This window comes from Niveispirillum irakense DSM 11586 (assembly GCF_000429645.1).
Classification (GTDB): domain Bacteria; phylum Pseudomonadota; class Alphaproteobacteria; order Azospirillales; family Azospirillaceae; genus Niveispirillum; species Niveispirillum irakense.
This window is the reverse complement of sequence record NZ_AUCG01000016.1, coordinates 377,592-390,001: the sequence shown is the minus strand read 5'-3', so window position 1 is coordinate 390,001 and position 12,410 is coordinate 377,592. Positions and strand designations below refer to the sequence as shown.

15 protein-coding genes are annotated in these 12,410 nt (G+C 64.2%); 6 read left to right on the top strand and 9 right to left on the bottom strand.

The window, feature by feature from the left end:
* Nucleotides 1-4: 4 nt before the first annotated feature.
* Nucleotides 5-535, bottom strand: coding sequence for a sigma-70 family RNA polymerase sigma factor (locus G473_RS0105265; protein ID WP_084437641.1), 531 nt, complete (start codon nucleotides 533-535; stop codon nucleotides 5-7).
* A gap of 236 nt (nucleotides 536-771) precedes the next feature.
* On the opposite strand from G473_RS0105265, the gene G473_RS0105260 reads away from it, so the two are divergent.
* On the top strand, nucleotides 772-2,421 hold the full coding sequence (locus G473_RS0105260) for a GMC oxidoreductase (RefSeq protein ID WP_051329899.1): 1,650 nt from the start codon (nucleotides 772-774) through the stop codon (nucleotides 2,419-2,421).
* Between the two features lie 49 nt (nucleotides 2,422-2,470).
* Here the strand turns inward: G473_RS0105260 and G473_RS0105255 are convergent, their stop codons facing one another.
* The 3 genes from G473_RS0105255 to G473_RS0105245 all read right to left on the bottom strand — a co-directional run bounded on the left by G473_RS0105255 (nucleotide 2,471) and on the right by G473_RS0105245 (nucleotide 4,299).
* Nucleotides 2,471-3,490, bottom strand: a complete 1,020-nt coding sequence (locus G473_RS0105255) for an alpha/beta fold hydrolase (RefSeq protein WP_245579992.1) — start codon at nucleotides 3,488-3,490, stop codon at nucleotides 2,471-2,473.
* A gap of 66 nt (nucleotides 3,491-3,556) precedes the next feature.
* The gene (locus G473_RS0105250) at nucleotides 3,557-3,826 is read right to left on the bottom strand and encodes a GNAT family N-acetyltransferase (RefSeq protein WP_029012244.1); all 270 of its coding nucleotides are present in this window, start codon (nucleotides 3,824-3,826) and stop codon (nucleotides 3,557-3,559) included.
* A 32-nt stretch (nucleotides 3,827-3,858) separates the two neighbouring features.
* The gene (locus G473_RS0105245) at nucleotides 3,859-4,299 is read right to left on the bottom strand and encodes a YqaA family protein (protein ID WP_029012243.1); all 441 of its coding nucleotides are present in this window, start codon (nucleotides 4,297-4,299) and stop codon (nucleotides 3,859-3,861) included.
* Nucleotides 4,300-4,411: 112 nt separating this feature from the next.
* Here G473_RS0105245 and G473_RS0105240 point away from each other — a divergent pair, with 112 nt between their 5' ends.
* Both G473_RS0105240 and G473_RS25185 read left to right on the top strand, forming a co-directional pair.
* The gene (locus G473_RS0105240) at nucleotides 4,412-4,942 is read left to right on the top strand and encodes a thioredoxin family protein (RefSeq protein ID WP_029012242.1); all 531 of its coding nucleotides are present in this window, start codon (nucleotides 4,412-4,414) and stop codon (nucleotides 4,940-4,942) included.
* A 136-nt stretch (nucleotides 4,943-5,078) separates the two neighbouring features.
* On the top strand, nucleotides 5,079-6,326 hold the full coding sequence (locus G473_RS25185; RefSeq protein ID WP_051329898.1) for a metal-dependent hydrolase family protein: 1,248 nt from the start codon (nucleotides 5,079-5,081) through the stop codon (nucleotides 6,324-6,326).
* Between the two features lie 7 nt (nucleotides 6,327-6,333).
* Here G473_RS25185 and G473_RS0105230 read toward each other — a convergent pair whose 3' ends face one another.
* The gene (locus G473_RS0105230; RefSeq protein ID WP_029012241.1) at nucleotides 6,334-6,921 is read right to left on the bottom strand and encodes an MOFRL family protein; all 588 of its coding nucleotides are present in this window, start codon (nucleotides 6,919-6,921) and stop codon (nucleotides 6,334-6,336) included.
* Between the two features lie 113 nt (nucleotides 6,922-7,034).
* Between G473_RS0105230 and G473_RS0105225 the strand changes: the two genes are divergently transcribed.
* Nucleotides 7,035-7,832: an N-formylglutamate amidohydrolase gene (locus G473_RS0105225; protein ID WP_029012240.1), complete on the top strand. Its 798-nt coding sequence runs from the start codon at nucleotides 7,035-7,037 to the stop codon at nucleotides 7,830-7,832.
* A 27-nt stretch (nucleotides 7,833-7,859) separates the two neighbouring features.
* On the opposite strand, the gene G473_RS30205 is transcribed toward G473_RS0105225, so the two are convergent.
* Entirely contained in the window at nucleotides 7,860-8,036 is a 177-nt protein-coding gene (locus tag G473_RS30205; protein ID WP_154667269.1) for a hypothetical protein, read from the bottom strand.
* 282 nt (nucleotides 8,037-8,318) lie between these two features.
* Between G473_RS30205 and G473_RS0105215 the strand changes: the two genes are divergently transcribed.
* The gene (locus G473_RS0105215; RefSeq protein ID WP_210163226.1) at nucleotides 8,319-8,591 is read left to right on the top strand and encodes a DUF1244 domain-containing protein; all 273 of its coding nucleotides are present in this window, start codon (nucleotides 8,319-8,321) and stop codon (nucleotides 8,589-8,591) included.
* Nucleotides 8,592-8,714: 123 nt separating this feature from the next.
* On the opposite strand, the gene G473_RS0105210 is transcribed toward G473_RS0105215, so the two are convergent.
* The 3 genes from G473_RS0105210 to G473_RS0105200 form a co-directional block, all read right to left on the bottom strand.
* A complete protein-coding gene (locus G473_RS0105210) occupies nucleotides 8,715-9,041 on the bottom strand; it encodes a hypothetical protein (RefSeq protein ID WP_154667268.1) in 327 nt (108 codons plus the stop codon).
* A 136-nt stretch (nucleotides 9,042-9,177) separates the two neighbouring features.
* Nucleotides 9,178-9,705, bottom strand: a complete 528-nt coding sequence (locus tag G473_RS0105205; RefSeq protein ID WP_029012237.1) for a hypothetical protein — start codon at nucleotides 9,703-9,705, stop codon at nucleotides 9,178-9,180.
* Nucleotides 9,695-10,315: a response regulator gene (locus G473_RS0105200; protein WP_029012236.1), complete on the bottom strand. Its 621-nt coding sequence runs from the start codon at nucleotides 10,313-10,315 to the stop codon at nucleotides 9,695-9,697. The genes G473_RS0105205 and G473_RS0105200 overlap by 11 nt, the downstream gene beginning before the upstream one ends.
* A gap of 617 nt (nucleotides 10,316-10,932) precedes the next feature.
* Here G473_RS0105200 and rho point away from each other — a divergent pair.
* The gene (gene rho / locus G473_RS0105195; protein ID WP_029012235.1) at nucleotides 10,933-12,201 is read left to right on the top strand and encodes a transcription termination factor Rho; all 1,269 of its coding nucleotides are present in this window, start codon (nucleotides 10,933-10,935) and stop codon (nucleotides 12,199-12,201) included.
* Nucleotides 12,202-12,410 lie beyond the last annotated feature (209 nt).

The following is a 12,410-nucleotide window of genomic DNA, read 5'->3' as shown; positions in this document are numbered from 1 at the left end:
CCCCTTACCCCTCCTTCTTTTCCACCACACGCAGGGCCGCCCTTCCCCTTGCGGGCGGTCTTGCGTTCAACGCCGCCCGCAACGCTTCACGCGCGCGGGACAGTCGTGACATGACAGTACCCACCGGTACGTCATGGATGTCGGCGATCTCGCGATAGCTCAACCCTTCCACGGCAGCCAGCACGAGGATTTCGCGCTGGCCGTCGGGCAGGGTCATCAGCACTTCCATCACCTGTCCCAGTTCCACCGCCGTTGCCTGTGCAGCGGGGCTGCCGGCATCCCCCATGCCGGCCTGGGCGATCTGGCTCAGCGCGTCCCGTTCGGTCCGTTCCCGCCGCCAGCCGGAGATGAAGGTATTGTGCTGGATCGCCAGCAGCCATGTCAGCAGGCTGCCCCCCGGCCGCCAGCTTCGCGCGCCGGCAATGGCGCGCGACAACGCTTCCTGCACCAGATCTTCCGCCCGGTCGGCATCACGGGTCAGCACCAGGGCGTAGCGCCGCAGGGCCGGGATGTGGGGGGGAATATCGGGTAACAAGGGCGCTTCCGTCAGCAGGGGAATGGGCAGTCTGTCAGCATAGACGCGCCGGGCGCGAGCCTATTCCATCGATCCGATCGAAATTATGGCGCCCCTCGCGCAGCGCATGCCTGCGCGATCGACATGAGCGGTAATTGCAAGGCTGGGCTGCGCTTAATTGTGCGCCGCAGCGGGGAATGCACCCGCGCGCCCGTGCGTACACGGCACAACCTCTCTGCAATCACGGGTGAAATGCCGTGCTGACCGACCTGCATATGATCGAAGATGGTCAGGGTTTCGAGGCCGATGTCTGCATCATCGGCGCCGGCGTTGCCGGAATCCTGATGGCCCGGCGCTTTGCCGCTACGGGTGTGTCCGTCTGTCTGGTGGAAAGTGGCGGCGCCACGCTGGAAGCGGCGGCGCAGGAACTGAACCGGGGCGAGAATGTCGGCCTGCCCTATTACGCCCTGGATGTTTCCCGCAACCGTGGCCTGGGCGGCACCAGCAATACCTGGTCCGGCCGCTGTGTGCCGCTGGACCCGATCGATTTCGAACGGCGTAAATGGGTGCCCCACAGCGGCTGGCCCGTGAAAGCGTCCGATCTGGGTGCCTTCTACCGTCAGGCGGCGGTGGAATGCGGGGTGGGAGAGGCCGATCCAGAAAGCGGCTATCGCGACCTGTGGGAAGAGGCGGGGATCGACGACCCCGGCCTGGACCCCGAACAGGTGGAAGTGCGCTTCTGGCGCCTGAAGGCGGTGCGCTTTGGCGACCAGTATAAGCGCGACCTGATCGGCAATCCCAATGTGCAATTACTGCTGCACGGCACGGCGGTGGAGATCAGTGTCAGCCCGGATACCAACCGGGTGGAAAGCATCCTTCTGGCCGGGATCGGCGGGCGGCGCCACCGGGTCCGCGCCCGCCATTTCGTGCTGGCTGCCGGCGGGATCGAGAATGCGCGCCTGATGCTGGCCTCCACCCGGGTGGAGCGGGCCGGCATCGGCAATGCCCAGGATATGGTGGGCCGCTTCTTCATGGAGCATCCCAAATGCCGCACGGCGGAGGTCCGGACCGATGACCCCTACCGCCTGCTGGAACAGTTCCGCAGCTTCTATCCGCGTGACATGGCAGCGCTTTGCCCCAGCCTGGTCCTGTCGGCCAAGGCGCAGGAAACCCATGGCGTGCTGAACAGCTCCATCGCTGTCTATTACCGGTCGCTGCCCTCGGTGACCAAGGCGGCGTCGGACCTGAATGCTGGCTGGAAGAAGGGGATCTGGTGGCCGGAAGGGGCCGGGCGCAACCTGCTGGCCCTGCTGCCGGTGATGGGGGAATTGCCGGCCAATCTGGTCCGGCGCTATGTCCGTCGCCGTGCGCTGATCGCCAAGCCCGAAGCGATTTATCTGCTGGTGCGGGGGGAGCAGGCGCCCAATCCGGACAGCCGCGTCACCCTGTCGGATCAGATTGACGGGCTGGGCTATCGCCGGGCGCGGCTGGACTGGCGCTTGTCGGATATCGACAAGCGCTCCGCCCGCGTGCTGACCGGGCTGGTGGGCCAGGAATTCCAGCGCCTTGGGCTGGGCCGCACGGTGATGGATGACTGGTTGCTGACGCCCGATGGTGACTGGCCGACCCATCTGGAAGGCGATGATCATCACGAGATATTGCAGGGGGGCCACCATCATATTGGCACCACCCGCATGTCCACCACCCCGCGTCAGGGTGTAGTGGACCGGGATTGCCGGGTGTGGGGCAAGGCCAACCTGCATATTGCCGGCAGCTCCGTTTTCCCCACCGCCGGCTGGGCCAACCCCACCTTGACCATCGCCGCACTTGCCCTGCGTCTGGCCGACCATGTCGGGCGCATGGTGCAGGAAGGCGACATGCCGGTCGATCTGGCAGCCCAGGCCTGACGAGGATGAAGAGGAGAGGCCGGGCGGCCTCTCCTCCCTCGCCTTGGGGTCACCCCAACTGTTCCAGCAAAGCCTTGTGGAAGCGGTCGGGCGCTTCCACCTGCGGGGAATGGCCCAGTTCCGGGAATTCCACCAGCGTGGATGTGGGGATGGCGCGCTGGGCGCGGCGGCCCAGTTCCTCATAATTGCCCAGGCGCATCTGGGTTTCTTCCGACGCCCGGTTGGCGCCGGGGGCGGTGCGGTCCTTGGCGCCGATGAACAGCACGGTCGGCGGCCGCAGCCTTACCAGCTCATGCACCACCGGCTGGGTGAAGATCATCTCCGACGTCTGGGCCTGGTTCCAGGCCACCTGTTCGCGCCCGGGCCCGGCATAAAGCCCGGCTGACATCTCGACCCAGCGGTCATAGTCGGGCTTCCAGTTGCCATTATAATAGAAGCGGTTCTGATAGGCCTTGATGCTGTTGAAGCTGGTCTTCAGTTCCTGCTGGTAAAGCTGGTCGATGCTGGCATAGGGCACGCCCTCATATTGCCAATCCTCCAGCCCGATCGGGTTGACCAGCAGCAGCTTCTCCACCGCCTGCGGATTAATCAGGCCATAGCGGATGGCCAGCATGCCGCCCATGGAATGGCCCATCACCAGCGTCTTGGGCAGGCGCAGATGGTCTAGCAGGGCGCGGGTGTTGCCGGCAAGCTGGGCGAGGCTGAACTGGTAGCGCACCGGCTTGGTGGAGGTGCAGAAGCCCACCTGATCGGGGGCGATGACCCGGTAGCCGGCATCGGCCAGCACGGCGATGGTCGCCCCCCAGGTGGCGGCGCAGAAATTCTTGCCATGCAGCAGGACAATGGCGCGGCCATTGGGCGTGCCGGTGGGCGCCACATCCAGATAGCCCATGGACAGGTCCTGGCCCTGGCTGGTGAAGTTGAACCGCTGCAGCGGATAGGGCTGCTCAAACCCTTCCAGTTGCACGCCATAGGTGGGGCGCTGCTGCGCCATCGCCGGCAGATTGGTCATCGCCGCACCCAGTATCAGGGCCAGCGCCGTGGCGGCCTTCATCATCCGTATCGCCATCGCCTGTCTTCCTATCCTCCATTCTCTCAAACTGCCCTTTGCGGGGCGGCCACTGCCCGTCCGGCATTACGCCATCAGGTCGTGATGGGCGGGGTGGCGGCGCATCCAGGCATGGGCATAGCCGCAAATGGGGCGGATGCGGGCCCCTTCCGCGCGGGCCAGGTCCATCAAGGCTTCCATCATCCGGCCAGCGGCACCCGTGCCGCGCAGGGCCGGTGGTGATTCCACATAGGTGATCTCGATCAGCCCTGGCTGGCGCCGGTAATTGGCGATCACGGTGCCGCCTTCTTCCGGCAGCTCGAAACGCTGGTGGTCCTTATTGTCGATCAGGTCCATCTATCCTCTCCCGGTTGGGGGTTGCTGTCAGGTTAACGGCCCAGAAGCGGACCTGTCGCCAGCGCCAGGGCACTATATCGCGCCAGCTTGCCGATTGTGACCAGCAGCAGGAACGGGGCCAGGGGTACGCGCAGGCTGCCGGCGGCCACGGTCAGCGGGTCACCCACCACCGGCACCCAGGCGAACAGCAGGGTCCACAGCCCATAGCGGCGGAATTGCCGTTCCCCCCGCTCCAGCGCGGCTGGTGTAACGGGGAACCAGCGCCGTCCCACCAGATGGCGCAGGCCCCGGCCCAGATACCAGTTCAGCACGCTGCCCAGCACATTGCCGGCCCCGGCCACCGTGACCAGAAGGGCGGGGCTATGACCACCTTGGGCCAGCAGGGCCAGGAAGGCCAGCTCTGACCCGCCGGGCAGCAGGGTCGCCGCCGCGAAAGAGATGCCGAACAGGCCGGCCAGGGCGGGATCAATCATGGTTCCAACGGCTTATATGACAGATAAGGCTTCACGCCGGCCCCGGTCCGGCTACACTGGTGGGCATGAAAATCCCCCGACCCCAGGGGGCGATAAAGATTGAGGCAATCCGATGCGTCACATTCTCTCCCTGGCCGGTGCCGCCCTGGTGGCCCTGCTGATGGCCGCGCCCACCCAGGCGCAGGTGGCGGCTCCCACCGTCACTGTCAAGGATATCAACGATCTGCCGCAGCCGCTGCCGCTGCCTTATGACGAGGCGGCCGACGCCGATGCTGATGTTGCCAAGGCTTTCGCCCGCGCCCAGGCCAATGGCAAGCGCGTGATGCTGAATTTCGGTGGCGACTGGTGCCCGGATTGCCGCGTGCTGGCCGGCATCATGGAACTGCCGGAGGTGAAGGCGTTCCTGGACGCCCATTATGAACTGGTGAAGGTGGATGTGGGCCGCTTCAACAAGAACCTGCATATCCCGCAGAAATATGGCGTGGAGAAGCTGCGCGGCGTGCCCAGCGTGATGATCGTGTCCGCTGACGGCACCCTGATCAACGCCACTGACAGTTCCGAACTGGCCAATGCCCGCAAGATGACGCCGCAGGCCATGGCCGACTGGCTGGCCAAATATGCCGCACCGGCCAAGCAGGGCTGACCGGGTTCTGGCTTCTTATACTGGTGTCAGTAAATTTACTGACTTCGGCGGCATGGGCCGCCGCCGCGCTGGTCGGCGCGGATACCGAGGTCAAGATTTCCTGACCTCGGTATGAGGGTTGGAAAGGACCATCTCCATGTCGCGCGATCCCATCCTGTTTGCCGGTGGCAAGCTGTTTGACGGCACGGTTGCCCCCCGTGACGGGATGGGGGTCCTGATAGGGGATGGCCGCATCGCCGCCGTGGCGCCGCTGGCGGAATTTGCCGGTTTCGCCGGCCGGCGCGTCGATACGGTTGGGGCGACCCTGATGCCGGGCCTGATCGACGCCCATGTCCATCTGGCGCTGGAGGCGACGGGCGATGTTGTCAGCACGCTGCGACAGCGGCCGCCAGGCGACCTGACCCTGCGCCTGCTGGAAAATGCCCAGGCATCCCTGGCCGGCGGCTTCACCGCCATCCGTGATCTGGGTGGCACCGACTGGCTGGAAATCTCTGTGCGGGAGGCGATCCGCCAGGGCCGTCATGTCGGCCCCACCCTGCGCTGCGCCGGTAAAGTGCTGACCATCACCGGTGGCCATGGCGCCTGGATCGGGTTGGAATGTGACGGCCCCACCGCCTATACTCAGGGCGTGCGGCTGAATGTGAAAAACGGGGCCGACTGCATCAAGCTGATGGCCACGGGGGGCGTGCTGACCGGCGGTGTCGATCCGCTGGCCCCGCACCCGACCGTGGCGGAACTGGCGGCGGCCACGGCGACGGCCCATGATTTCGGCCTGAAGGTCACGGCCCATGCCCAAGGCGCGCGCGGCATCCAGCGGGCGCTGGAGGCTGGCGTTGATTCCATTGAGCATGGATTTGAACTGACCGACGCCATTATCGAAACCATGCTGACCAATGGCACCTATCTGGTGCCTACCCTGTCGGCAATGATGGCGCTGCTGGCCATGAGGGACCGGTTGCCCGCCTTCGTCCGCGACAAGGCCGACCGGTTCAGCGCCATGCATTTCGACAGTTTCAAGCGCTTCGTGGCGGCCGGCGGCACGGTGGCGCTGGGCACGGATGCCGGTACGCCCGGCAACCATCATGGCCAGAATGCGCAGGAACTGGCCCATATGGTCGATCTGGGCATGGACCCGCTGGCCGCCTTGGTGGCCGGCACGGCCAATGCCGCCACCCTGCTGGACCTGCCCTACCATGGCCGGATTGTCAGTGGGGCGGTGGCCGATCTGCTGCTGGTGCCGGGCGATCCGGTCGCCGATATCCACAATGCCGCCGACCCGGCCCGCCATCTGGGCCTATGGAAAGGCGGGGTCGCGGTGGCCCGATCGGTGGGGCGGGCCCCTGCCGCTTTCGACCCCACGCCAGCCTCGGCGGCCGGGTTCTGAACGCCGGTTACAACACCAGAATGGCGCGAAAATCGCCTCTGGTGCGGGCGCCGTCGCCAGCGGGCACCAGATCGCCCAGATGATGGAACAGGTCTTGGGCTTCCCGACCGGCCAGCATGGCGGCAGGGTCCATCCCGGCAGCCATGGCGCGGGCCAGACTGTCCGGGCAGAGAAAGGCGCCCGTCGCCCCGTCCTGGGGCTGATGATCGCAGGCCAGGGCCCAGATATCGCTGGCACCGTCCAGCGCCAGTCCCAGGGCCAGCAGACATTCAAATGTCCCGCTGGCAAATGTCCCACTGGCCAATGTCCTGCTGTCGCGCCCGGTGCCGTTGCGGGGGGCGGTGCCACTATCCAGGATCAGGGTGCCGGCGGGGGTGGCGCGGGCCAACCCCGCCTGTTCAGCCGCCCATTCCCGGCTATCGGCGGCAATGGCTTCGGTCAGGATGACATCCAGCCCGATCTGCCGGGCAAGAAGGGTGACGGCATCCAGCGCGGCCCCAGGTGGCCTTGAGGGGGGGGGGGGGCGGCGCCCCGCCAGCGCCGCCTGTCCCGCCTGATAAAACTGGCACAGTAGTTCCGTCGGGGTTGTGGTCATGGGGAACCCTCCCATCGCCTATCGATCCGCCATCCAGCAGAAACACCGTAGCGGGCCGCATGGGCAGGCCCGCTTTGCGTGACAATGATTTTTCCGCTAAAGCTGTTGGGATCATGCCGCACGCACCGATCCCCCACCCGCCGTTGCTGACCGATGCCGATCCCGCCCCGGTCTGGCTGATCAACCCCGACTCGACCAGCCCTGTGCTGCTGGTCTGCGACCATGCCGGCAAGGCGGTGCCCCGCGCGCTGGGCGATCTGGGCGTGCCGGCGGCGGAGATGGACCGGCATATCGGCTGGGATATCGGGGCCGCCGCCGTCACGGCAGGGCTGGCCCGGCATCTGGGGGCCGGCGCTATCCTGACCCGCTATTCCCGGCTGGTGGTGGATTGCAACCGCCGGCCAGATGATCCGACCAGCATGCCGGCCATCAGTGACGGCACGCCCGTGCCGGCCAATGCCGCTTTATCGGCGGCAGACCGTCAGGCGCGGCTGGATGCACTTTACCATCCCTACCATGATGCCATCACGGCCCGGCTGGAACGGATTGCCGCTACCGGGCAGGTGCCGGTGCTGGTTTCCATCCATAGTTTCACGCCGGTGATGCGCGGCTTCCACCGGCCCTGGCATGTCGGTGTGCTGTGGGACCAGGATGGGCGCATCGCCCAGCCGCTGATCCAGGCCCTGGCCGCAGAAAAAGATCTGGTGGTCGGGGATAATGAGCCCTACAGCGCCCGCACCGGCACGGATTACACCATCATCGCCCATCCCACCCGCCACAACATCCCCAGCGTCATGCTGGAAATCCGTCAGGATTTGATCGGGGATGATGACGGGGCGGCAGAATGGGCTGCCCGGCTGGCCCGGCTTTTACCGCCCCTGCTGACTCCGACCGCCATCACGGCCGGGTAATCGGCCTACCGCCGCCGCCCTGTCCGTTCAGCGGCTGGCTTCCAGCGCCTTGATCAGGGGGTTCAGGTCCAGTGCCCGCAACTGGTCCAGTGCTTCGGACAGGTTGCGGGTGGCACGGGCGAGTTGCTGCGCATGGAAATGCATATCGGCGACGCGCGAAGAAAGATGAGTGTGCGGCAGGCGGGTGCGCATGTCGATAACCATAGCTTTTCTCTTTTCTAGAGGGAGGCCGACTTTTTCTTCGCCGGTGCTTGGTTAGGGAACTATAGGGATAAAAGTTGACTGGACCTGTGATGGTTTTCACATCGGAAGACCTGAAGCGATATATTTTTATATAGATAAAACCACGTAAAATTTTATCTTGTTTTGTGGCAACGAAAATCGAGGCTGCTGGCGCGCAGGGGATACATAAACTGTTCAGGAAAGCTCATATGGAAACATGATCGCCGGCGATCATGTTCCGGTCCCCCCCTGGAATTTTGATGAATGGAAAGAGATATGGACGAGCAGACCCGCATCGAACTTGAAGCCGCCGCCTTCCGCCGTCTGGTGGCCCATCTGCGGGACCGGACGGATGTGCAGAATATCGACCTGATGAATCTGGCCGGCTTCTGCCGTAACTGTCTGGCGAAATGGTATCGCGCCGCAGCAGAAGATCAGGGAACCGCCATGGATTACGAACAGGCGCGCGAGATCATCTATGGCATGCCGTATGCCGACTGGAAGGACCGATATCAGCGGGAAGCATCCCCCGACTAGCAGGCCGCTTTCAAAGCCAGCAATAGCGGCCACTGACCGCTGGAACGGATTTTACCTCGGCGGGTAGGCTGGCTAAATGCCACCCGCCCCAGCCTATGCCCGGCTCGGGCGCCGTCCGAAGGCTCATGAGCCTTTGGGGCGTGCGTCTGCGGCGCGCAGAGTCTGTTGCCAGGCATCCAGCGTGCGGCGAAGATTGGCCGCGGCTTCGCGCTGGCGGGCCGCGCGTTCGGGGGAGCCAGCCTGCAGGGCCTCAAGCAGGGTCTGCTCTTCACGCAGGCACTGTTCGTATCGCAACAGGGCGGCCCGATCATTGTCGATCGTGCCAGCCGCACGCGGTGGGCTGGCGCTCTGCAATTCCGGCATCTGGCACTCAGCCGCCATGGCCGTTCCCGCGAGGAGCAACAGGGACGGAAGAAGGGCGGCAAGGCAGGCAGTGTGGCGAAGGCTCATGCGTTTGGTCCTTTCGCAGCCCGTGATTCTTTCTCAACTGTCGCATGAATTTCAGTTGAGGCAATACTACTTTGCCGCACTGCGGCAATGTAGTCGGGCCTGCATAAAATGAAGCAATGCCGATTATAACGCCGGTTCAGTCGCCGGGTTTCACGGTATGGCGCAGTAAAAGCGCCAAATCGGGCGATGGCATGGCCGGATCGCGGCGCAACAGGGGCAACCCGGATGCCTCTGCCGCCTGGGCGAACCCGGTATGGGCGGTCGGGTCCATGTCGCACAGGACAAGATCCCAGGCGTGCGGTGCGCGGCGCAGGGCCTGGGCAGCCTGGGCAGCGTTCTCAACCAGCGTGACGTCGCAGCCATACCCTTCCAGGGCTACGGCCAGCCCATCCGCAGCACTATCTGCGGAGACCATCATGATACGGACCATGTCGCGCGGGCTGGAGGGGATTTCCCCGGCCAGGCGCATGGCTTCAGCGCCCGCCTGCTGGATACGACGTACGAAATCCAGGGCTGCCGGGTCCGTCAGATCCATTTCCAGGATGGAGGCGAATCCGTTGATGGCGTTCAGCGCATTGATCAGGTCATGGCGCAGCCCGCGCGGCAAACCGTTGGGATCGCGCGGGATGCCGCCAGACGACGAAGGCGAGGGGTCAGCGGGCAAGGCCCAGCTCCACCGCGCGCATCGCGGCCTGGGTCCGGTTCTTGGCACCCAGCTTCCGGCACAGGCCGCGGATATGCAGCTTGACGGTCACTTCTTCCAGTTCCAGCGCGCGGGCGATTTCCTTGTTGGACTGGCCTTTCAGCAGAAAGTCCAGAACCTCCCGCTCCCGCTTGGTGAAGGTGCCGTTCAGCGCATTGGTGCCGGCCTGTATCGCGTTCTCTGCGATATTCTCCGGCATGAAGATTTCACCCGCCAGCATACGCTGCAAGGCCTGGAGGAGGGCGGTGCCCGGCAGGGTCTTGGGCAGGAAACCCACGGCGCCATGGGCCAGCGCCAGACGGATATCCTCGTTCTTCGCCTCACCCGACATCAGGGCGATCTTCAGCGACGGATATCGCTCCCGCAGCCGGACGAGGCCGTTCAGGCCATTCATCCCCGGCATGCGCAGATCCAGGAGCAGGATATCGAAAGGTATTCCGTCATCCAGGGCCTTCAGCGCCTCGCTGACCGTGCCCACCCCCCTGACGATCGTGCCGGGAGCCTCACGTTCAAAATGCGAACGCAACGCATCGCGCAGCAGATCATGATCATCGGCAATCAAAAGACGCATCGCATCCAATCCGGAGCTAACCCAGCCTTGACACCTATATTACAGCAAGAAGTGGTTTCGCACAGCCCCGGTTTCGCGCAATTGCGCTATAAATAGTCTCTCCAATGTCGCATCCCGCACCGGTGTGGCGCCTGCGACACCGGTGCGCAGCTTTTGTTTTGACTTGTAATGATCGGTAGGATAACCATCTCCCTACAGCCAGGGGCGCTAGGTCGCCTCCGGGTTGCGGCCAGCCGCACCCTGCCATCGGCCGGCGACGGCCCGTGGTCTTGGAGACCATCTCCATTCGGGATGGGGTTGCCCGACCGATCCTTAACTCCCCTGTGTTCCGCCGCCGGCATGCCGGCTGGTGTGATCGCTGTGTCCTTCCCCGCCATACTGAACGCCGTTTGACGCGAGACCAGAACACGCCCCGACCTTTCAGCGGCTCCGGCCGCAACCTTTGCCGTTCCCGGATCGTTAGGAGCAGCAATCGCATCGGGTGACAGCCTGGTGCCTCACCGGTCCCGGGTCCGCCCGTTGAACTGGTCGTCCCCGTGCTTCTCATCACGTCAGCGCTTTCCCTTCCGCCTTCCCCCGCAACCGGTCCTTCTGGACCGACCGACCATAAGCCCGCGATGAACCTCCAGGAACTCAAGGCCAAGACCCCCGCCGAGTTGCTCGCCTTCGCCGAGGAACTCCAGATCGAGAATGCCAGCACCCTGCGCAAGCAGGACATGATGTTCGCGATCCTCAAGCAACTCGCTGACAATGATGTCCCGATCTATGGCGAAGGGGTGTTGGAGGTACTGCCCGACGGGTTCGGTTTCCTGCGCTCGCCGGAAGCGAACTATCTGCCCGGCCCGGACGATATCTACATCTCGCCCTCCCAGGTGAAGCGCTTCAGCCTGCGCACCGGCGACACGGTGGAAGGCCAGATCCGCGCGCCCAAGGATGGGGAGCGCTATTTCGCGCTCCTGAAGATCAACACGATCAATTTCGACCATCCCGACAAGGTGCGCCACCGCATCAATTTCGACAATCTGACCCCGCTTTACCCGGATGAACGGCTGAAGCTGGAGATCGAGGTCGATAATACCGGCAAGGGCCGGAAGGATATGACCACGCGGGTGATCGATCTGGTCGCCCCCCTGGGCAAGGGTCAGCGCGCCTTGATCGTGGCACCGCCGCGCACCGGTAAGACGGTGATGTTGCAGAACATCGCCCATTCCATCGCCACCAACCATCCGGAAGTCTATCTGATCGTTCTCTTGATCGATGAACGTCCGGAAGAAGTGACCGACATGGCCCGTTCCGTGCGCGGCGAGGTGGTGTCCTCCACCTTCGACGAGCCGGCAACCCGCCACGTGCAGGTCACGGAAATGGTGCTGGAAAAGGCCAAGCGTCTGGTGGAGCACAAGCGCGATGTGGTGATCCTGCTGGACAGCATCACCCGCCTGGGCCGTGCCTATAACACCGTTGTTCCTTCGTCGGGCAAGGTGCTGACCGGTGGTGTGGATGCCAACGCGTTGCAGCGTCCCAAGCGCTTCTTCGGCGCCGCCCGCAATATCGAAGAGGGCGGGTCGCTGACCATCATTGCCACCGCGCTGATCGATACCGGCAGCCGCATGGACGAAGTGATCTTCGAAGAGTTCAAGGGCACCGGTAACAGCGAAATCGTGCTGGACCGCAAGCTGTCCGACAAGCGCGTCTTCCCGTCGCTGGATATCCAGAAGTCCGGCACCCGCAAGGAGGATCTGCTGGTCGATCGTGGTTCACTGGCCAAGATGTGGATCCTGCGCCGTATCCTGAACCCGATGGGCCCGCAGGATGCCGTGGAGTTCCTGGTCGACAAGCTGAAACAGTCCAAGACCAACAACGATTTCTTCGACAGCATGAATCAGTGATAGGCGGCGGGTGCGTGTGGCGCCCGCCCCCTCACCACGCTGCCAAGCCACCGCCGTTCCTGTCGGCGGTGGCTTTTTTCATGGTTGGCCCGGCCATTGGTGACATAGATCACGGACCCGGTCTTACTGAATAGATAGGGTGGGTCTATGTCCGCACAGGCGTGGCGGGGCGCATAAGGATAGTTGCCCCTGCGAACATGTTTTTTGAC

Excerpts from the sequence above, each read along its gene's own strand:
- G473_RS0105255 (WP_245579992.1), bottom strand. The coding sequence starts at position 3,490 with ATGGCGATACGGATGATGAAGGCCGCCACGGCGCTGGCCCTGATACTG.
- G473_RS0105250 (WP_029012244.1), bottom strand. The coding sequence starts at position 3,826 with ATGGACCTGATCGACAATAAGGACCACCAGCGTTTCGAGCTGCCGGAA.
- G473_RS0105245 (WP_029012243.1), bottom strand. The coding sequence starts at position 4,299 with ATGATTGATCCCGCCCTGGCCGGCCTGTTCGGCATCTCTTTCGCGGCG.
- G473_RS0105240 (WP_029012242.1), top strand. The coding sequence starts at position 4,412 with ATGCGTCACATTCTCTCCCTGGCCGGTGCCGCCCTGGTGGCCCTGCTG.
- G473_RS25185 (WP_051329898.1), top strand. The coding sequence starts at position 5,079 with ATGTCGCGCGATCCCATCCTGTTTGCCGGTGGCAAGCTGTTTGACGGC.
- G473_RS0105230 (WP_029012241.1), bottom strand. The coding sequence starts at position 6,921 with ATGACCACAACCCCGACGGAACTACTGTGCCAGTTTTATCAGGCGGGA.
- G473_RS0105225 (WP_029012240.1), top strand. The coding sequence starts at position 7,035 with ATGCCGCACGCACCGATCCCCCACCCGCCGTTGCTGACCGATGCCGAT.
- G473_RS30205 (WP_154667269.1), bottom strand. The coding sequence starts at position 8,036 with ATGGTTATCGACATGCGCACCCGCCTGCCGCACACTCATCTTTCTTCG.
- G473_RS0105215 (WP_210163226.1), top strand. The coding sequence starts at position 8,319 with ATGGAAAGAGATATGGACGAGCAGACCCGCATCGAACTTGAAGCCGCC.
- G473_RS0105210 (WP_154667268.1), bottom strand. The coding sequence starts at position 9,041 with ATGAGCCTTCGCCACACTGCCTGCCTTGCCGCCCTTCTTCCGTCCCTG.
- G473_RS0105200 (WP_029012236.1), bottom strand. The coding sequence starts at position 10,315 with ATGCGTCTTTTGATTGCCGATGATCATGATCTGCTGCGCGATGCGTTG.
- rho (WP_029012235.1), top strand. The coding sequence starts at position 10,933 with ATGAACCTCCAGGAACTCAAGGCCAAGACCCCCGCCGAGTTGCTCGCC.